At 62.2% G+C, this 19,655-nt stretch carries 18 protein-coding genes; 11 read left to right on the top strand and 7 right to left on the bottom strand.

Annotated features, from left to right (window positions below):
* Nucleotides 1–271: 271 nt before the first annotated feature.
* Nucleotides 272–1,519, bottom strand: a complete 1,248-nt coding sequence (locus AC1DOX_RS19495; protein WP_441622641.1) for an alpha-hydroxy acid oxidase — start codon at nt 1,517–1,519, stop codon at nt 272–274.
* Between the two features lie 66 nt (nt 1,520–1,585).
* Nucleotides 1,586–2,515: a glutarate dioxygenase GlaH gene (gene glaH / locus AC1DOX_RS19490; protein WP_441622639.1), complete on the bottom strand. Its 930-nt coding sequence runs from the start codon at nt 2,513–2,515 to the stop codon at nt 1,586–1,588.
* Between the two features lie 51 nt (nt 2,516–2,566).
* Here glaH and AC1DOX_RS19485 point away from each other — a divergent pair, with 51 nt between their 5' ends.
* Nucleotides 2,567–3,523: a LysR family transcriptional regulator gene (locus tag AC1DOX_RS19485; RefSeq protein WP_441622637.1), complete on the top strand. Its 957-nt coding sequence runs from the start codon at nt 2,567–2,569 to the stop codon at nt 3,521–3,523.
* 228 nt (nt 3,524–3,751) lie between these two features.
* A complete protein-coding gene (locus AC1DOX_RS19480; RefSeq protein ID WP_441622635.1) occupies nt 3,752–4,747 on the top strand; it encodes a Bug family tripartite tricarboxylate transporter substrate binding protein in 996 nt (331 codons plus the stop codon).
* Between the two features lie 216 nt (nt 4,748–4,963).
* Here the strand turns inward: AC1DOX_RS19480 and AC1DOX_RS19475 are convergent, their stop codons facing one another.
* Together AC1DOX_RS19475 and AC1DOX_RS19470 are read right to left on the bottom strand one after the other, a co-directional pair.
* Nucleotides 4,964–5,524, bottom strand: a complete 561-nt coding sequence (locus AC1DOX_RS19475) for an RBBP9/YdeN family alpha/beta hydrolase (protein WP_441622633.1) — start codon at nt 5,522–5,524, stop codon at nt 4,964–4,966.
* 22 nt (nt 5,525–5,546) lie between these two features.
* Nucleotides 5,547–6,458: a TauD/TfdA dioxygenase family protein gene (locus tag AC1DOX_RS19470; protein WP_092136907.1), complete on the bottom strand. Its 912-nt coding sequence runs from the start codon at nt 6,456–6,458 to the stop codon at nt 5,547–5,549.
* 126 nt (nt 6,459–6,584) lie between these two features.
* Here AC1DOX_RS19470 and AC1DOX_RS19465 point away from each other — a divergent pair, with 126 nt between their 5' ends.
* From AC1DOX_RS19465 to AC1DOX_RS19450, 4 genes are all read left to right on the top strand, one after another.
* Nucleotides 6,585–7,628, top strand: coding sequence for an AraC family transcriptional regulator (locus AC1DOX_RS19465; RefSeq protein ID WP_441622630.1), 1,044 nt, complete (start codon nt 6,585–6,587; stop codon nt 7,626–7,628).
* Between the two features lie 432 nt (nt 7,629–8,060).
* Nucleotides 8,061–8,711, top strand: coding sequence for a response regulator (locus tag AC1DOX_RS19460; RefSeq protein WP_441622628.1), 651 nt, complete (start codon nt 8,061–8,063; stop codon nt 8,709–8,711).
* Nucleotides 8,708–11,644 (top strand): ATP-binding protein, encoded by a 2,937-nt coding sequence (locus AC1DOX_RS19455; RefSeq protein WP_477112512.1) that lies wholly within the window; start codon nt 8,708–8,710, stop codon nt 11,642–11,644. The genes AC1DOX_RS19460 and AC1DOX_RS19455 overlap by 4 nt, the downstream gene beginning before the upstream one ends.
* Nucleotides 11,645–11,968: 324 nt before the next feature.
* Complete coding sequence (locus AC1DOX_RS19450) at nt 11,969–12,424, top strand: YMGG-like glycine zipper-containing protein (protein WP_441622705.1); 456 nt, start codon at nt 11,969–11,971, stop codon at nt 12,422–12,424.
* Nucleotides 12,425–12,518: 94 nt separating this feature from the next.
* On the opposite strand, the gene AC1DOX_RS19445 is transcribed toward AC1DOX_RS19450, so the two are convergent.
* Nucleotides 12,519–12,845 (bottom strand): hypothetical protein, encoded by a 327-nt coding sequence (locus AC1DOX_RS19445; protein ID WP_441622624.1) that lies wholly within the window; start codon nt 12,843–12,845, stop codon nt 12,519–12,521.
* Nucleotides 12,846–13,234: 389 nt separating this feature from the next.
* Here AC1DOX_RS19445 and AC1DOX_RS19440 point away from each other — a divergent pair, with 389 nt between their 5' ends.
* Genes AC1DOX_RS19440 through AC1DOX_RS19425 form a run of 4 tightly spaced genes read left to right on the top strand, consistent with a single transcriptional unit; the run spans nt 13,235 to nt 16,723 of the window.
* On the top strand, nt 13,235–13,564 hold the full coding sequence (locus AC1DOX_RS19440) for a hypothetical protein (protein ID WP_441622622.1): 330 nt from the start codon (nt 13,235–13,237) through the stop codon (nt 13,562–13,564).
* Between the two features lie 53 nt (nt 13,565–13,617).
* Complete coding sequence (locus tag AC1DOX_RS19435) at nt 13,618–14,112, top strand: DUF3302 domain-containing protein (RefSeq protein ID WP_441622620.1); 495 nt, start codon at nt 13,618–13,620, stop codon at nt 14,110–14,112.
* Entirely contained in the window at nt 14,113–15,291 is a 1,179-nt protein-coding gene (locus AC1DOX_RS19430; RefSeq protein ID WP_441622618.1) for an HlyD family secretion protein, read from the top strand.
* 46 nt (nt 15,292–15,337) lie between these two features.
* Nucleotides 15,338–16,723, top strand: a complete 1,386-nt coding sequence (locus tag AC1DOX_RS19425) for an efflux transporter outer membrane subunit (protein WP_477114049.1) — start codon at nt 15,338–15,340, stop codon at nt 16,721–16,723.
* A gap of 225 nt (nt 16,724–16,948) precedes the next feature.
* Here the strand turns inward: AC1DOX_RS19425 and AC1DOX_RS19420 are convergent, their stop codons facing one another.
* Complete coding sequence (locus AC1DOX_RS19420; RefSeq protein WP_441622614.1) at nt 16,949–17,218, bottom strand: hypothetical protein; 270 nt, start codon at nt 17,216–17,218, stop codon at nt 16,949–16,951.
* 590 nt (nt 17,219–17,808) lie between these two features.
* On the opposite strand from AC1DOX_RS19420, the gene adhP reads away from it, so the two are divergent.
* Nucleotides 17,809–18,837 carry an alcohol dehydrogenase AdhP gene (adhP, locus tag AC1DOX_RS19415; protein WP_441622612.1) on the top strand — a complete coding sequence of 343 codons (1,029 nt, stop codon included), beginning with the start codon at nt 17,809–17,811 and terminating at the stop codon, nt 18,835–18,837.
* Between the two features lie 156 nt (nt 18,838–18,993).
* Here adhP and AC1DOX_RS19410 read toward each other — a convergent pair whose 3' ends face one another.
* Nucleotides 18,994–19,539, bottom strand: a complete 546-nt coding sequence (locus tag AC1DOX_RS19410) for a hemerythrin domain-containing protein (protein WP_441622610.1) — start codon at nt 19,537–19,539, stop codon at nt 18,994–18,996.
* Nucleotides 19,540–19,655 lie beyond the last annotated feature (116 nt).

Below are 19,655 nucleotides of genomic sequence, written 5' to 3'. Positions count from 1 at the left end.
CCCTCACCAACTACAGTGAAGTCGCGTGCACCGTCAGGCTCGACCTGCAACGGATGATGTTTGACGCCGGAACAAGTCCGAGCGTACTTCGGCCGGGCCAACGTCCGTGAGCCGGAGCTCGTGATTCCAGTCGAGCGTTTCGGACGCCTGCTCCAGGCCTCGGCTCGGCGCAGTTGGGGGATCGAGGTAAATGGCTTTTGCTGGAGTCATGGCGTTCCCCTTGACCCACCGGAGCGATTCCGCTCCCGTGGGGCTTCCGTGGTGTATCGGACTAGACAACAACGGAATTGTTCACGTCAGCGAGGGTGTTCGCCCCAAGCATGGCCATGTTTCGATCGACCTCGTCGCGCAAGAGAGTGATGGCGTGGCGAACGCCCTCGGTTCCTCCAACGGACGCAGCGTAGATAAAGGGCCGCCCCAGGAAGACAAAGCGGGCTCCCAGCGCCAGCGCTTTCAGAACATCACCACCTCGCCGGATACCACTGTCCATCATGACGGTCGTCTTGTGCGCAACGCTTTCACAAATTTCCGGTAATACGGCAAGCGGTTCCACGGCACCGTCCAATTGCCGACCGCCGTGATTCGAGACGATGATGCCGTCGGCACCCAGGGCGACAGCACGTTCTGCGTCGGACCTGTGCAAGATGCCTTTGATGACCAGGTTGCCGCGCCACCTTTGCCGGATGCGTTCGATGTCCGTCCAGTTCAGGTGATCGCGTCCTGTCGTGTCGCGAATCGCTGAGGCCGACAGGATCGGAGCGCCCCGATTGGCAAAGGAATTCTCAAAGTGCGGCATTCCGTTCGAGAGGAGCGTTCTGGCGAACGTCCCCGCCAGCCAGCGTGGCCGGGACAAGCCGTCGAATGTCAGGCGGACAGATGGCCGCAAGGGCAGTGAGAAGCCAGTACGGACGTTATTCTCCCGGTTGGCCCAGACGGGAATGTCCACCGTCAGGACCAGCGTAGCGAACCCGGCCGCGCAAATCCGCTCGATCAGGGCGTCCCGTCGCCTGGCATCGCCCGGCAGATAGGCCTGAAACCACGTACCTGGGGCGGCGGCGTGAACGACCTCCATCGGGATCAGGGACGTGCCGCTCATTATTGCAGGTATCTGCTCCTCGCGCGCTGTCTGCGCCAGGACAACATCGCCACGGTATGCGGCAATCGCACTGATTCCGACAGGCGCTATCCCAAAGGGAGACGCATAACGTTGCCCGAAGATCTCGGTCGCTTGCGATCGTCCTGAGACGTCGACCAGGACTTTGGGGCGAAACCTGACCTCGTCGAATGCCGTCCGGTTGGCGGCGAGCGATTTTTCATCCTCCGCGGCTCCGGCAATATAGCCAAAGATGGGACGCGGAAGCACCCGCTTTGCGGCGACTTCAAAATCGGCGAGCGAAAGGATGGGGCGTAGTCGTCGATGAACCTGACGGTTGGCGCCATAGGCGGCATCGGCCGCCTTGGCAGGCAATCCAGCGCTCGGAGCGAGTTGGTTTGCTACAACTTCTGTTCGAGATGTCATCTTGTTTGAAGCGTTTATCAGGCTCGGTCGCCGTCACGGCCAGCCGTGCCGAATCTCATTACACACTCATGCGAGTGTCCCGCGCTGGCGCATCAGTTCTCGGAACAGCGAAGCATTCTTTTCGAACGGCGCGCGCCCATGGACGTAGAAGTAGTTGTTCAGGACAACCAGATCGCCAACGGGCAACGACACTTCCTTGGTTCCCGGCGAGGCCTCCATGGAAGTCGACAGGTCGTTCAGGAACGCAGCTTCCTCACGATTGCGAGGCTGTACAAACTGATCGATGAAGGAAATGGACAACCCGAACTCGCTCTGGAAGAAGAGCGGGCGTTCGACGCTATCGCTGACATTCTTGGACCCTGGAGCCTTGTAGAGGAAAGGCTTTGTCCCGAGGCGGTGGCATACAAACCGGTGGATGTCCTCCCAGTCGTCCAGGTGCAGGAATCGGGACTCGCCGCCAACGGCATTCCGTTCCGCAAACTTCATCATCAACAGCCAGTCAGTCGCTTCGCTAACGAAGGTGCCGTCGGTGTGCATGGTGAAGAGCCGATAGGCCTGGCGCAGATAGGAGTCGCTATTGTCCGTATGCTTGACCACGAAGCGGGCATAGTAGGTGCCCGACATCGCGTCGTGGTTGCCGGGACCCAGCAGGTGCCCGATGGCCGTGCCGAAGCGCACGAAATCGTCGGCGTCCGCCGTCAGTTCCTGGAGTCCTACCGTAAAGCCGCCGTGCTGCCGGTCTTTCACGATGCCGTTGACAGTTGCCGCGAAGTCATCGCCGACATGCCTGGCGAGTGTGCTTGCGAGCTCGTAGCGCATGAACGGAACGTACTCGAGATTCTGTACATCGACTTTGCGCGCCTCATGCAGAAACGCAAGCAGGGCATCGCGATCAATGGTCACATGCACGATGCGATCGTGGTCCGGGTGCGCGGATAGTTGGAAGCGGGGCTCGTCATTGCCGGCAAGCAATGCCGCGGGAAGCGGGGCGTTCATCGATTGGTCTCCGAGATGTGGGATGGCGCTATTTCATCCGGATTCTTTGATATGTTCCAGACGGAAAACTATAATCTTTGTTCCACAATTAAGATTAAAACGATGATCGACGTACGCCAGTTGCAGTGCTTCCTCGCCGTGGCGGAAGAGCTTCACTTTGCGAAGGCAGCAGATCGATTGGGCGTAGCGCAATCGGGGCTCAGCACCCAGATCCAGCGTCTGGAACAAGGCCTCGGAGTTACGCTCCTGAATCGGAACAAAAGGAAGCCGGTGTCACTGACCGATGCGGGGCACTTGTTCCATGCCGAGGCTGCCGCTGCGTTGCGGCACATCGAGCGTGCCGACGAGGTCGGACGCCTGGCTGCCAGAGGGCTGGCTGGCGTGATCCGTGTTGGTTATGTGGCCTCCGGCGTGAGCAGCGGCCTGTTGTCCATGTTGCTGAGCGAGTTCCGGAAATCACGCGAGATGGTCCGGCTCGAGATCGTGCCAATGGAAACGCCAAGGCAGCTCGAAGCGCTTAGCGATGGGCAGATTGACGTGGGAATCGTCAGGCCGAGACGGCTCTATCCGGCTGGTGTAATAAGTAAAGTCTTGCAGACTGAACGTCTGCTGGCTGCCATGGCAGAAAGCCATCCCCTTGCAAGACGAGCGACAGTTTCCGCGCGCGCACTGGCCGATCAATCATTCATCGTCCCGCAGTTTGCGGAGGAGGAAGGATTCGGGGCCGCGTTATCCGCCCTAGGCGAGGCCGGAGGGTTCACGCCTCACCTGGAATATCGCGTCCAGGATTTCATCTCTGCAATTTGCCTGGCCTCTGCGGGATACGGCATGGCCATCGTGCCGGAATCCATGCAGAACTTCTCCCAGCCGGGTGTCACCTACAAGCAGATCAGCGACTTCCGGCTCTCGGTGAACCTGGCGCTGGCTTACAGACGCCGGGAAGTATCGCCAGCGGTACGCGCATTTGTGAAACTCGGTACCGAGACGTTCAAGGGCAGCGCATCCTAGGCCTGCCAGCGGATCGCCACGGCAGCGCCCGTGAAGGATAACCGCCAGACCAAAGTCGTCGCCGGAAAATCCGGCTTGCAATATCTCTGCAGGGTTTTCCCTCTGTTTGCGCGAATCGGCAAAAACTTGTCGCGCTCGGTCAAGCCGGTTGAGCAGTGCGATCCGAGAATAGCTCGTCATCGACAAGGCTTTCCAGACGCGCAAGCGCATTAATCAAGAGGTACGGACATGAAGCAGCATAACAATGACTTCTGGCGGAGCGGATACGCCCTGGCAATCGGTGTTGGTGTCGCCGGCTGGATGGCCACGGCTCAGGCACAGGAAGATTGGCCAACGAAGCCGATCCGCCTTGTGGTGGGCGGGCCGGCCGGCGGCAGCGCTGACGCACTGGCGCGGCTGCTGGCGGAAGGCCTGCGGAAGACATGGGGCAAGCCGGTAATCGTGGAAAACAAGGCAGGCGCCGCCGGTGCGTTGGCGATCAGCGATCTGCAGTCCACCGGCAAGGATGGTCATACCCTTCTGGTCATCCAGGGCGGTATCGTGAGCGAAGCGCCGTTGGCCAACAAGGTCCATTACAAACCATTTGGCGACCTGAAGCCCCTGGCCCAGATCAGCAGAACGGGGTTGGTGCTGGTTGCCAACAAGGATGTACCGGTCTCCAACCTGAAGCAGTTGGTGGACTACGGAAAATCGCAAAAGAACGGCCTCGTTTTTGCGTCTTACGCTCCGGGGTTGAAGGGCCACACCTCGGGCATGCTGCTCGGGCAACTCACCCACATGCAAATGCGGCATGTGGGCTACAAGGGCTCTCCTCCGGCATTGAACGACCTCATGGGCGGCCATGTACCGCTGATGTTCGATGGGGTGACGACCTCATTGCCGCTGATCAGGGCGGGAAAGATCAAGGCGATTGCGGTGGCCTATCCGACCCGGATTTCCGGATTGGCGGATGTGCCTACGTTCCAGGAGCTCGGCTACCCGCAGCTGTCGCAAGCAGGCTGGTTCGCCGTGTGGTCGCGCCCGGATGTCGCTCCGGCAGTCCAGCAAAAAGTTCGCGAGGCAACGCTGGCGTACTTCAAGCAATCCGCGGTGCAGAACCGCATCAAGGAAATGGGCATGGAGCAGGGTGATGCCGCCACCTCGGACGAGTTGATGGCGGACCTGAAGCAGGCATACCAGCAACAGGCCGCCCTGCTGAGGTCCATTAACTACCAGCCGGAATAATACGAAGAGACTTCGACTGAACTCGCCACGGTACCTTGGAACAGGTTTGCGCAACCATGAGCCGGCGCCGATCTGGCGTGTTTATTTTGCGGAGGGAGGGCGGGTTTTCGTCCCGCCTGGCTTCTAGTGGAAATCAGGCGCGACGGCTTTTGTTGCGCCTGATCCGGGTCTGCACAGCCACGTGCCGTAATCAGATGTCCGAGGTCCGTGGGCCAATCACGAGAGCTCGCGAATGAACGCTTCCGCCGGCGGCCACTCGCCATAGCCCGAAACCGGATTCAGATGCCCGACCTCGCCGAGTTCGACGAAGCGGCTTCCCCACGCCTGTGCCAGTTCACGCGCGCGATCGAGGGGCGTCAGAGGATCGTTGCTGCTCGCCGCGACGATGCTCGGAAACGGCAATTTTCCCCGAGGGATGGGCAACCAGCCGTGGTCGCGCAGTGTATCGGTCGGCGGATAGCCTGCCGGCATGGGCGTCTCGAGATCCGCGGGTGCAGCAAGCAGTGCGCCGCGGATGTTGCGTGCGGCGCCTCGGGCCGCCCAATGGGCGATCATCATCGCTCCTGCGCTGTGCGCCACGATGATGACCTGCCCGTCGATGGTGGCCAGAGCGCGATCGATCGCGTCGACACGGGCAGCGCAACTCAGCTTGTCTTGCTCGAGCGGAGCGACGGAAACGACGCGAGGCAGCTTCGTCGCAAGCAGGGTCTGCCAGTGTTCCGGAACATGGTCGCGCAAGCCGGGAACGATGAGAACGGTGGGGGTCGTAGAAACCATGTCTGACTAACAGTGCCAATTCTCAATAAGGCGTGTCACCGATGATGGCGGTGCGCTCCATTTTCCGGTGACTTGGCGGGTAATCCATCACCGCGTAATGCTGCGTTGAACGGTTGTCCCAGAACGCGACACTGTTCTTCTTCCAGCGAAAACGCACTTGGTATTCGGGGATCATGGCCTGGCTGACCAGGTAGTTCAGTAGATTGCTGGCGCCCGGTGCCTTGTCCAGCCCAAAACGCACGTTGGCTGGCACGTTGTAGTTGGTGAAGTGCGTCGTAAAACTTCCGTTGACGAACAACACTTTCTCTCCGGTTTCGGGATGAATCCGCACCACCGGGTGCTCGGCGTCAGGGTACTGAGCCTTCAGTGCAAGACGCTTCTCGATCGGCATCGCGGCGCCGAAGCTGGCCTCGATGCTATGGCGCGCGCGCAATGAAGCGATCTTCGTCTTGATCTCCTCAGGCAACTGGTTATAAGCCTCGACCATGTTGACCCACATCGTGTCGCCGCCCACAGGCGGGCATTCGATACAGCGCAGCACGCAGCCCAGCGGCGGTTGTTCGCGCCAGGTGGCATCGGTATGCCAGGAATTCTCGTTACGCTCGGGAGGACTGTCAGGAGTCTTGTAGATCTGAACCAGTCCCGGGTAGTCGGGGTGACTCCCCACCACGGGATGGTCTTCCAGCTGGCCGAAGCGGCTCGCAAACGCCACGTGCTGCGCGCGCGTGATGTCCTGGTCGCGGAAGAAAAGCACACGATGCTTGAGGAGCAATGCCCGGATCTCCGCCATCTGCTGGTCATCCTCGGCAGCCGCGCCCAGATTGACGTTGCTGAGTTCCGCACCGATCGTGCAAGTGACGGGTTCGACCCGGATCGAGCTGCTCAGGGATGTTGCGCGGACCACGGCGGGTGCCGCCTCCAGGGGCTGATTCATGACGTTGTCTCCTGTGATCGATTGTGCCGATCGATTCAGAGCAGTGTGGATGCTGCCGGCGCTTCTTGCTTGACACAACGCGACAGGCTTTTATCATTAAGTGACAAAACCCACCCTACACGCCCAATGTCGTCACTAGTCCGCGCCGCAGCCCTCACGAACTTTAACGAGGTCGCTCGCGCCGCCGGCCTGGATCCGGTACGAATGCTCCTCGATGCGGGATTAAGTCCGAGCGTGCTGCGCGAGCCGGACGTCATGATTCCTGTGGAGCGTCTCGGACGCCTGCTTCAGGCGTCCGCAACCCTGTCAGGCAACGAGAGTTTCGGCCTGTGCATGGCCGAGTCGCGCCTGTTGTCCAATCTTGGGCCGGTAGGGCTGCTGATCCGCGATCAGCCGACGTTGCGTGACTCGCTTCGGATGCTGATGCGCTATCAGGCGTTGCTCAACGGTTCGTTGTCACTGGCGATCGAGGAGTGCGGTGACCTGGTCATCATCCGCGAAGTGGTTATGGCCGGCCATGCGCACGAGCCCACGCGTCAGCGGGTCGAACTGGCGCTGGGGGTGATGGTGCGGTTGATACGCCAGCTCCACAAGCCCGACTGGGAGCCGGCACGCGTATGTTTCGAGCACCCGGCGCCGCGCGACCTCAGCGTGCATCAACATTTTTTTGGCCCGAACGTCGAGTTCAACTACGACTTCAACTGCGTTATCTGCTCGAAGGCCGATCTTGACGCCCGTAACCCGTATGCCGATCCGGCCATGGCGCGCTACGTGCAGCAGTTGATAGACGCCTCTGTCGTGTCACAGCAGGCAACAATGCTTGAGGACGTTCGGCGCATTGTCCTGCTGCTGCTGCCAAGCGGGCGCTGCAGCATCGAGCAGGTGGCCGAGCACTTGGGTATCGGATGCCGCACGGTCCAGCGCCGGCTGGCGGAAGAGGGGCAGCCCTTTTCGTCGATCGTCAACGACATCCGCATGGAACTCGCGGCGCGCCATGTCATGGAGACCGACCGGCCGCTGACCGAGGTGGCGACCCTGCTCGGATTCTCCGCGCCGAGCGGATTCTCGCGCTGGTATCACGCGCAATTTGGTTGCAGCCCCAAGGAAAGCCGCACCGCACGCGGCGCTGTGCGCCGCCAGACGGTTCCTTCGCGGGTGAACAGGCCGTAACCCTGGCCGAAGCCATTGCAAACGCTCCAACCGGGTTTCCACGCTCGGCCGTCTGTTGAATTGCGCTGAAATCTGACCCGGGGGAGGTGCGGACGGTAAAGGCTAATACTGCAGCTCGCGGCAGAAAGGCTGCCATGGGCCGGGCGTTATCCTGAAGACGCCGGTGGCGACGTCGGTGGCTTGTGGCCTGTCCGAGCCGTGGGACGATTAGTCAAGTCACTGACCCGATTCGTCAAACGGGACTTTGTGCAAGTTGCTAACATCGCGAGCCCTATGCAGGCTGTTCCCCGGCTGGTGCGTTACCGCTCCGTTCAATTGTTGTCCCACTGAACGAGCAAAGGTATTTCTCGCGTCAAGGCAGGACCATCCGTTGCAGGCTGTAGAAGCAGATAGCATCCCGGAGCCGATTCGGGGTGTGGAGAATTAACGCGCATGTCCCGACGTACCATTTCCGCTGTGATCGCCGACGATCACCCGGTGATTCAGCTCGCCGTCAAGACCACCCTGAGCGAGATCCCGAATGTCCAGGTTTCCGCAATGTGCTCTTCCGGTGGGGAGCTTTGCGCTGCGCTGAAGGCGCACCGGCCTGATCTCATTGTCACGGATTTCACAATGGGCCATTCCGAACAGAGCGATGACGGGCTTCGCCTGATCCAGCGACTCAAGCACTACAGCCCCGATACGCCGATTGTCGTCTTCACGATGCTCACCAACGGCGGTTTGCTTACGCGCCTCCAGGAGTCAGGTATCGCGGGGATCGTGGGGAAGAACGAGGCCCCAGACATTCTGCGGCAGATTTGCATGGATGCGATCTCTGGTCGGGGCCTGCGCCTTTCGCCGGGAATCTCGGCCAGGATGTCGAGGGCCGGCGCGCTGGCGGGCGGAAGCGCCAGCCGGCTGTCTCCGAAGGAGATCGAAGTCGTGCGGATGTTCGCCGTGGGAAGCACCGTCACCGAAATCGCCGAATACCTCAAACGCACCCTGGGAACCGTGGCGACACAGAAGCGCTCGGCCATGCGCAAGTTGAACATCACCAGCAACGCAGACCTCGTCGCATACGCGCGCGACAACGGTCTGACCTGATGCAGGGCACGTTCGAGCCGTCGCCCGACCTCCGCGCTGTGGAACGCAATCTGCAGCGGGAACGCCGGGTCTTCTCGATGGTGATCGTGTTGCTGGGATTGCTTGCCGTCGCAATCGCCTCCACGAGCGTGCTCGTTCGGCTCAACGGCTCGCTGCGCGCCCAGGAGCAGGTGGCGCGCCTCTATGAGCAGGGCGTCGTCGATGCCGTCCTTGAGCGCCGGAGCACACTGGCCGCGAGCAATCTGATCCTGGAGCTGCGTGCCAATCGCACGCTTCCGCTCTCACCGCGCAGTCAGGACGGCCTCTGCGTGCAGGTTTTGCCGTCCGCGCCGGCCGACGACGTCCTGCAGCGGAGCTGCGACCAGTCAGTCCGCACGCTGATTGCCGCCAGCCAGAGGCCGTCGATCGAAATGATCTCGATCGCCAGCGGTGCAACGTATCGTTATGAATCGCTCGACGCATCGGGCGCGGCGGCGCGGCGGGTGCTGCCGCCCATGCCGCCGGCACGCATCGTCAAGACAATCCTCGATCGCTTCCGGAGTCGCGATATCGACGTCCTGCAGGCCGCGCGGGAAAAGCGCGTCGAATGGCTGGGCGTCCCGGGCAGTGCGGCAGGCATCGATCCGGAGATGGTTGGTGCCTCGCTGGTCGCAAAGGGCGATGCGCTCTACGCCGTCGTGCTGACGCGCATCCCGCTACACGAACTGTTGCGGCCCACCGGGCCAAGCTTGTCGATCCCTGAACCGATCGTATTCGACAGCGTTGGCACGCCGCTGGTCGTGCCCCGCGCACGTGCCAACGCGCAACGCGTGGATGCCAAGCTGGAAGCCCGGCAGGACGGAATGTTTCACTGGGTCCCGGACTATGGCTGGGCACTACGCCGCCCGCCACTCGTGGCCGATTTCGGGCACCTGATATTCGCGCTCCCGATCGGCCATCAGATTCGGGCGATGACGGAGGAACTGATTGTCACCGGTGCGATCGTCATCGTGCTGCTTGCATTGCTGTTCGCGCTGCACCGCTACTGGAACCATCGCTTCCTGACCGGCACCTATGCGGAAGCGGCGCGTGCGCAGCAGCTCCTGCACGACGCCCGACTCGCGACGGAAGCAGCGGCCAGCGCCAGGGTGGCCTTCTTCGCGTCGATGAGCCACGAGATTCGCACGCCGCTTGCCTCGCTGCTGGGGAACATGGAACTCGTCACGATGGGGCCGCTGGAGCCGGAGCAGCGAATGCGGGTCGGTGCGATGCAGGTGTCGGCCGAGGGGTTGCAGCAGATCGTCAACGACGTACTCGATTTCTCGAAGATCGACGTGGGTGCTTTGCGCATCAAGGCGCAGCCCGTCTCACTCACCGAGCTTCTCGGCCGTATCGCGATTGCCCATGCCCCGCTTGCCGCGCAGCGCGGACTGAGCTTCCTGGCGGTGTACAGCAGCGGCATTCCGTCGCGGCTCGATCTCGATCCGGTGCGCTTGAGCCAGATCGTCAACAACCTGCTTGGCAACGCGTTCAAGTTCACTCAGTCGGGCAAGGTCGTTCTGCGTGCGCGATGGGAGGAAGGGAATCTGGAGATCGTCATCGCCGATACGGGCATTGGCATACCGGAAGACTTCAAGGACCAGCTTTTCCGGCCGTTTTCCCAGGTCGCCGACAACCGGATCGCCCAGGCGCGCGGCACCGGGCTGGGCCTGTCGATCTGCATGCGACTCGCGGAACGGATGGGTGGCCGCATCATGCTGGATAGCACCCTGGGCGAGGGAACACGCGTCACGGTTCGTCTGCCGCTTGGTGCGTCCGATACGGCGCCGCCCCGTGCGCGCCCGGGCTTGCCGCCGAACCGGACACTGGTGCTGTCGCGCGAAGCCGAGTGCATTGAGGGATTGCTGAACCATTTTGATTGGGGCGCGTGCCAGCCGTCGGAGCGCTCAAACCTGGATGATCCCGTGGATGCAGACAGATATGACTGTCTGCTGGTGACCGAAGCCTTTGATCCCGGACACGTCCTGGCCTGGTGGCCGAAACCGGTCTCGATCGTCTGGCTGAAGCAGTTGGGGCCGCTGGTTGCAACGACACGGCTGGATGGCGGTCGCGAGGTGTCCAGCTACAGCCTCGCGGGCATCCACGCAGCAACGCTGGCGGTCATCACCGGCGAACACCCGCCGAAGCGGAGCGACGAAGGCCTTATCGCGCGACCCACCTCGCCGCTTGCGGGCCACTCCGTGCTGATCGCGGAAGACAATTTGCTGAACCGGAATCTGCTGCGCGATCAGCTTCTTGCCCTGGGCGCACGAGTCATCGTCGCGGGCAATGGCAGCGAGGCGATGGCGGCACTGGCCGGGCAGCACATGGACATGGTCCTGACCGATATCGACATGCCCGTCATGAACGGCTTCGACCTGCTTCGGGAAATGCAGCACGCCGTCATCGACATCCCCGTCTATGCGGTGAGCGCAAACGCACGACCGGAGGACATCGCGGAAGCGCGGGCGAGGGGTTTCACGGGCTATCTGACCAAGCCGGTGTCTCTCGCCGGACTGGCGTCGGTGCTTGCACGCGGTGAGGATGGCGTGGGCCATACGGACGATGATCTCCCCGAGCTGCCGCAGATACCCGCCAGGTATGCCGACGCATTCCTCGCGCAGACCGGGGCGGACCTCGATGAGTACGATGCGATTCGGACGGAGCAGAACGTGATCGGGCTGTCGCGACTTCTGCACCGCATCGCGGGCAGCCTGGCGGTCGTCGGGCCATCGGCACTGGCGGAGTTGTGCGAAGACCTGCGCGACTACGCTGCGGAAGCCGACGGTTGGGACGACGAGATCGAGATCCAGTCCGCGCATATTGCGGGGAGTCTGCGGCAGTTGTGCGAGCGCCTGTCTGCGTATCGCCAGCGCAATGCCGGTACGGACGGTACGCGATCTATCGCTTTCTAATTCCTGTGATTGCGAGCGCTCCGCTGCATGGTCAGCATTGAGGCGACGGGTGACCGACCCCTCTGCGGATGTGCCTCGGGTATCTCCACAAAGGCAAGGCCGCTCAGATTACCCGTCTCCCCGGCGGGCATTTTTCTTTGGCCAGGGATGGACGGCGCGGAGTTGGCGACGATCGGATGGTCGTCACGCCTGTGCGTGAGCCGACTACCACGTGGGCATGGCAGTCCGATGCCCCGTAGGCGCCCCAAACCTGGCACCTCATCAGGAGAGTTCATGAGCAATCGTCCAGACTTAACGCTTGTCGCGTGTGCGGCATTCGTTCTGATGTCGGGCGCGGTACCCGGAACGGCCGGAACGGCGCGGGCTCAGACCATGCTGCAGAAGCCCATCGCCTATCCGGCGCGCGGGCAATCGGCGTATCAGCAGAACAATGACGATGGGGCCTGCTACGGCTGGGCCCGACAGCAGACCGGCATCGATCCGTACCGCGTGGCAAGCACGCCGACTCCGGTCATCCTGCCCGGTGGCGAGCGTGTTCGCGGCGCTGCGGGCGGAGCTGCTGCGGGCGCTGTTGTGGGCGCGATCGGTGGCGACGCGGGCAAGGGCGCTGCGGCGGGCGCGGCAGTCGGAACGATCGCGGGTGGCGTGGCGCATCGCCAGCAACGGCGCCAGGCCGTTGCCGCCAGTGCACAGATGCAAGCCAGCAATGACTGGGCCGCGACGTCGTACTGGCAAGCCTCGCGGGCCTGCATGACGGGCCGAGGCTACTCGGTGCAGTAAGCGCAGTTGTCAGGTGGACCGTGCTGAAATAGCCGGTCCAAAGTGGCTCGACGCGCCAACCTGTGGCGCCCTGCACCCCCGCAATCGCGATCCTCTACAGAACGGCGCAGCCTTCCGCGGTGGCGGTGATGGTCAGGCTCGCTCGCGCATCGTTGCGCAACAGCACGCACAGGTAGCCGCCCGTCAAGTCCTCGGGGCGGGGATCTTCCGGCCACAGGGGCGGAAGCGGCACCGTGGCGGTGTGTTGCGCACCGGCGCTGGCATCGTTCCAGGTGATCGCAATGGGTCCCTCGGGCTTCTTGCCGAGGAAACAATAGGAAGGGATGGATTGCGACTGCCGCGACGTGGGCCCGGTTTCGCAAAGGCCGGCGTGCACCGCCAGCACATCATGATCGGTACGATTGACGGCGACGATCTTCATCCATGGCCACGGTTCCTGGAACGGGCCCAAGGTTTCGGGAGTTGGTATTGCGCACCCGGACAGGGTGCTTGCGGTTGCGACGACAACGATGCTCGCGGCGATCGAGGAAACACTATTCATTGAACTATGCAGGTCGGGCAAGCTTGGACTACGCCCGAGGGATGTGCGACTGCGCACAGGATAGGTCGGCCATGCCATGAGTTCTATCTAAGAACTTAGAAAGTGCCGGCATTCGGCATTGGTCCGCCCCGGAGTACGAGGCGCATTTTTCTAATTCCTTTGATAGTCACGACTGACGCGTTGCCATAACGTGTGGGCTCTATCGGGATGTCGCGACAGTGCCAACGCATATCGACGACATCCGATGTCAATCGAAGGAACCTGCAGACATGATCAAGAACTGCCCCTCGGCCATCCGAGCCTTTGGCGTTGCGCTGCTGATCGCGGGCATTGGGCAAGCGTATGCGCAGCACTCACGCGGACCGGAGTCACAAGCGCTGCGAAACCAGTCCGATGCGTGCATGGGAGTCGGACTACCCACCACACCTGCGGTCTGTCGCGCTGCCGGCGAGCCGGCCAGCAGCAAGTACAACCTTCTGTACGCCGACGATGCCCCCGCGGATGAAGGCACGGATGAATCACCATTGCGCCGGCAAGCGCGAAGCGCGCGCAATGACGCCTACCGCGGCGACCCGCGCGACGAGGCAACCGGCTCCTGACCGGCCGGTGCATTGTGCAATCGCGTGCCAACAATCCATCTCAAGACAACTCGATGAAACTGCGCCCCTATCTGCTGGCAGGCATCGGCCTGCTGGCATCGAGCGAACCTGCTTTCGCATCCGCACTCAGTGGCAAGGCCCTGGAGACCGCGGCCAATGCCATCTCCTGGGTGGTCCTGGTCTTCGTCCCGGTGGCAGGGCTCTACCTGTTCTGGATGCTGCATATCTGGCCCGAGAAGATCGCGCATCGCAAGCGCCATCCGCAAAAGGAAGCCATCCATTCGCTGTGTCTGCTGTCGCTCTTCTTTGGAGGATTGCTGTGGCCGCTGGCCTGGCTCTGGGCGCACACGAAGCCCGTGTTCTACCGGGCCGCGTATGGCACCGACAAGGCGCCGGAAGACGATGACGAGCATGGCCGCGACACGGTACCGTCGACGCACGTGCCGGCACATGAAGGGGCTTACGGGCCGACGCAGATGGTCAGCCTGCAGGCATCCACGACGATGGGCATCACCAGCGGCATGCACGCCGGAAAGGTGCGGATCTGAATGGATGCGCTGCTGCTTGGCGTCTACGCCTTGGCCGTATGGCTGATCTTCTTCAAGTTCAAATGGCTACCCTGGAACACGACGTCCATGATCATCGTGGTCACGATTCCCGTGGTGGCGATGACGATGCTGGTTCTTACGCTCAACGTGGTGGCGCCGTCATCCCATGACGTGCGGGTGGTGGGCAAGGTACTGCAGGTCGTGCCGCAGGTCCGCGGCCGCATCGTCGAACTGCCGGCCGAAGGCAACCGACGCTACAGGAGGGGCGATGTCCTGCTGCGGATCGACCCGACTCCCTACCAGGCCTCGATCAGGCAACTCGAAGGCAGGCTGATGGCCGATGATGCCGCGCTGGCTGAAGCCGAGGCATCGGCGCGCCAGCTTGGCGAATCGGTGCGCGGCGCGGCCGGACGGGTCAGCACCGTGCAGGCCAGGCTGACGCTTGCCCGTCAGCGGCTCAAGGAGCATGACGCGCTGCTTGCGGCGGGGGCCGGGTCGAAGTTCGACCGGGAAGATGCACTGACCCGCCAGCGTGAACTGGAAGGCGAGGTGGTTAGCGCGCAGGCCACAGAGGATGAGGCCCGTCAGAAGCTGTCGGCCAGAAGCCAGGGGGAGTTTGCCGCCATTGCGACGGCGCGCGCGAAGCGGGCGGAAACCGAGGTCATGCTCGAGAACGCCCGATGGGAGCTCGAGCAGACTGTCTACCGGGCGCCCTCCGATGGCACGGTCGTGAACCTGCAGGTACGCGTGGGCACCATGCTCGTGCCGTTCCCGTTCTCGCCTGCGTTCAGTTTTGTGGAGGACCAGCAGGAGGTCGTTGCCTTCTACAAGCAGAACGAGCTTTACAACGTCAAGGAGGGCGATCTCGCCGAGATCTATTTGCCGACGAGTCCTGGCGAGATTATCAAGGCGAAAGTCGATTCGATTGTCTGGGCGCAATCGCAAGGCCAGTTTACTCAGGGCGGCATGATCCCGAACACCGGCGCCACCGACGTGGTGCCGAACCGATTCGCGGTCAAGCTCGACCTGCGTGACGAATCCAGCGGGCTGATGCTTCCGGTTGGGGCAATCGGTGCGGGCGCGATCTATACGGAGCGTATGGCGATGTTCCACATCATTCGCATGGTCTTCCTGCGCGTCAGTTCCAAGCTGAACTACCTGGTGTTCAAGCTTCACTAGGTCCACTCGATTTGAGATTTGCCAGAGATTTGGAAGAGGGAAGTCCGTGTTGTCGTTTCAACTGAAAAAGACCTTGCTGCTGACGTTTCCGGTCGCCATGCTTTGCGGCTGCGCCTTGCAGACACCGCCCGAGGGCGCGGACCTTCGACGCCAGGCCGTGCCGGCACTCGAAGGACAGGCCACGTGGGCGAACGCGGCCACGGCCGGCACCTCCGCTAATGGCTGGCTCGCCACCTTCGACGATGGCGAGCTGCAGCGGCTGGTGCGGGAAGCCATTGCGCACAACGGCGATCTCCGGCTGGCCGCGGTGCGCGTTCAGCAGGCGCAGGCGCTGGTCGCCATCCAGCGCAGCGGCCTGCTCCCGAGCGCAGGCGTGAAAGGGAGGGCGGGCAATTCGGAAACGCAGATCCTATCGATCGGCGCGAGCTGGGAAATCGACCTCTGGGGACGCATCCGCGCCCAGTCGCGCGCTGCGGAGTCACAGTATGCGGCTACAAGGGACGATTATCTCTGGGCCCAGCGCGTGGTCGCGGCAACTACCGCCAGGGCATGGTTCACGCTGATCCACAGCGCGAAGCTGGAGGATCGACTGCGGCAGACCGCCGCGATGCAGGAAGACCTGGTGCGGATCACCGGCCAGCGCGTCGAGATCGGGATAGCGCCGGAGACCGAGCTGCTGGAAGCGCGGAATGCGCTTCGCGCGCAACGCGATGCAATCGGGAAAGCCGAGCTGGTCAGAAGCCAGGCCGCGCAAGCGCTGGAATTGCTGCTGGGCCGCTATCCCGCGGGGGAAATCGCGACCGGGCCAGAACTGCCGGCCATGCCCCCGGCCCCTGCTGCGGGCTTGCCGGCAAACCTGGTCGGGCGTCGGCCGGATCTGACTGCGTCGGCGCACCGTGTTGCGGCGGCCTTCGACATGCGGCAGTCGGCGGAGGCGGCGCGCCTGCCACAGATCTCCATCAGCGCGGCCATCACCGGCATCCGGAGCGACGTGTTCCTGCTCAACCAGGCCGGTAGCCCAATCAAGGGACTCAATGGTTCGTTCTTCGCGCCGATCTTCACCGGCGGAGAGCTCAAGGCCAGGGCGGACTACTACAGCGCCGAAGAGCAAGCCGCCTTGATTGCCTATGGCAACACCGCGCTGCAGGCACTGGGCGAAGTGGAAGCGGGACTGCAAGCCGAATCCGGCTATGTCGAGCGCACCAGGCAACTGCGCGAGCGGGTGGATGACAGCCGTGTACTGGTGCTGCGAGAGGAGGCGCGCGCGGGCATCGGCGCTTCGGATACGCGGGGCCTGCTGATGCAGCGGCAGGCCCTCGTGGCCGCGGAGATGGATCTCATCAACGTCCAGGCCGATCATCTCAACCAGCGCATCGCACTATTGCTGGCGTTGGGTGGTGATTGGAAGGACGAGGCAGGCGATGGTGCGTGAAGGGCTGGTGCTCGCCTTTGTTCCTTCGTATCGTCAAGTCTGATGCCCGCGGGGCGTCGTGCATGCAACGTAGAGCGGGAGCCATCGTTCAGGCTTCGGACCTTGAGGGCTCGATGACAGATCCTCTGCATTACCTGTCTGGTGTGTTTTTCGGCCTGACGCTGATGCCGTGCCCCATGCCAAGGACGATCCGCAGAACCGTTTCGTCGGCGCGCATCGGCCGCGCTAGTACTTGATGTCCCGTTTTTGCTGGCGGCCCTCCTGCTTCGTGTCGCGCTTGTCTTGCCGGCACTGGGAGTTGCTCTTCTGGTTTGCAGCCCGGCAGTCGACCTTACCTGCGCGCGCTTCCTGTTTGGCAGCCTGGTTTGCGTCCCTGCCTTGTTGGCGCTGTTGCGACTGGTTGGTGGCCAGGGCAGCCCCCGATAGCGCCAGGAGTCCGGCTGCGGCCAGCATTGCGCCCTTCCGCCTCCAAAGTCCGCTTCTTGATTCGACCATTTTCACCTCCTCCGTGCTGGGTAGAAACGGCGGTCAGGCGCGACTTACCTTTTGAGCCCAATGCCAAACTGAATCCGTGGCTTTGTCTGCTGTTCACCACGTTGATCCAATTGTAGTGTTTGCCTATCCGACTGCAATGGCCCTTAGGCCAAAGGCGAAACGGAGTTGCGCGCACCTAAGGGAGGCCTTCAATCAGTTGAAGGTTCAGATGAGACGTAGCCTTTTCGACACCTGGAGACTCGCACATTTGTTCGCGGGACGCAGTGCATGGGCCAAATTTGAAGGTGTCGCCGGCGTCTACTAACGGCGCCGGTATGCCAGAGTTTTTATCGCGATGCATCGAAAAAGCCTGACTTTTGGATTGCCGATGTGTTTGGACGCAAGGACATGAAGCAGGTCATCGCTATGTCGAAACAGCAGGAATGTCCCTGCCGAGAACAGTACGCGTGGCAGGGACCGACCCCGAATCCTTCTGGACTCGCAGTGGCCTGATTCCTATCATGACTTGCGTGCCCGCAGCGGCGCCAAGATGGCATGTTGCTCCGCACAACCCCGGCGTGACATGCAGCCGTCGTCGAAAAGGAGCTCCTATGTCAGCCATGATGAAAGCCGCGGTCGTGCATGCGTTTGGCGCACCACTGTCCATCGAGGAAGTTCCTGTGCCGCAGCCCGGCCCAGGCCAGATTCAGGTCAAGATCGAAGCATCCGGCGTCTGCCATACCGATCTGCACGCTGCCCAGGGTGACTGGCCGGTCAAGCCCTCGTTGCCGTTCATCCCCGGCCATGAAGGCGTAGGGTTCGTGTCCGGTGTAGGGGCGGGCGTGACACGCGTGAAGGAAGGCGACCGCGTCGGCGTTCCCTGGCTCTACAGCGCCTGCGGCTACTGCGAGCACTGCCTGCAAGGCTGGGAAACCCTTTGCGAGCAACAGAAAAATACTGGCTACTCCGTCAACGGCGGCTACGGCGAATTCGTGGTGGCCGATCCGAACTACGTCGGCCTGCTACCGGATAGCGTCGGCTTTGTTGAGATTGCGCCGATTCTGTGCGCGGGGGTGACGGTCTACAAGGGGCTCAAGGTCACCGACACGCGCCCCGGCCAGTGGGTGGTGATCTCCGGCATCGGCGGGCTCGGCCACGTGGCCGTGCAGTACGCGCGCGCCATGGGCCTGCGCGTGGCGGCCGTTGACATTGACGACGAAAAGCTCGCGCTTGCCCGCAAGCTCGGCGCCGAAGTCGGCGTCAACGCCAGCACCACCGATCCCGCTGCCTTCCTGCAAAAGGAAATCGGCGGTGCCCATGCCGTCCTGGTCACGGCGGTCTCGCCGCAGGCATTCTCCCAGGCCATCGGCATGGTACGCCGGGGTGGCACGATTTCGCTCAACGGTCTGCCGCCTGGCAACTTCCCCACGCCGATCTTCGACGTGGTGCTGAAGGCCATCACGATCCGCGGCTCGATCGTTGGCACTCGCAGCGATTTGCAGGAAGCGCTCGAGTTCGCCGCCAACGGCGCGGTGAAAGCGACGGTGTCCACCGAGAAGCTGGAGAACATCAACGGCATCCTCGATCGCATGAAGGCCGGCCAGATCGAGGGCCGCATCGTGATGGACTTTAGTCTGTAGCAGCAGCGCCTCGGGACGCTGCCGGCCGAACGCGCCGGCAGCAAATCAGGAGGCTGAGCCCCAGAGTATTCTCCGAATAGCATCGCCAGCTTCTTGCGCGAAGAAGCCGGACCGGCATGTTGGCAATTGATCTGGTTGATGGCGGGGATGCCGAATCTAGCTATGGCCGGACACACTCGCCTCGCTTTCGATTTGCTTGCGCAGCATCGCGAAACGTTCCTGGAAGTTCTCCCCAAAGAGCGGGTCGTCGCTCGCCGGAACGGCAGTGTCAACTGCTGCCCAATCCTCGCGCGTCAGTAGCTGAGCAGCGCGCGGCATGACGTGTCGCTCCTCTGTCGAAAGATGATTTCGATAGTACACAAGGTACATTGCTCCAGCGGCCTCCAAAGCCGCGCGCGAACTTATCACATCTCCTTCAGCCTCAGCGAGGCGGTCTGATAACGCCTCGCCAACCGTGGCAATCACACGATGTTCCTGCTGCAATCGGCTAACCACAATTTGCATGCCGGGGTCCCGCTCAACGAGCCGCGCGTATGCAACATCCTCACGGGGATGGTGAACGCGATCGCCGAAACTTCGCATGTAATAGATGATGGAACTCATCAAGTTGTAGTTCGGCTGCTCTCCGCGATCGAAAAGAATTACCTGCTCTTCCAGAAGGTCTAGCAGTCTGAACCGCCCCGGGTTTAGTGGAGGCTCCAATTCTTGAGAGAATGGAGCCCATGAGCAAGCAAACCAAGTTTTCCCCCGAGGTCCGAGAGAGAGCCGTACGCCTGGTTCAAGAGCAACGCAGCGAGCATCCGTCGCTGTGGGCGGCA

The sequence above is a fragment of the Cupriavidus sp. 01L415 genome (genome assembly GCF_056400065.1).
Note: the sequence above shows the minus strand (reverse complement) of the source record. Positions and strands in the feature narration are given on the sequence as shown.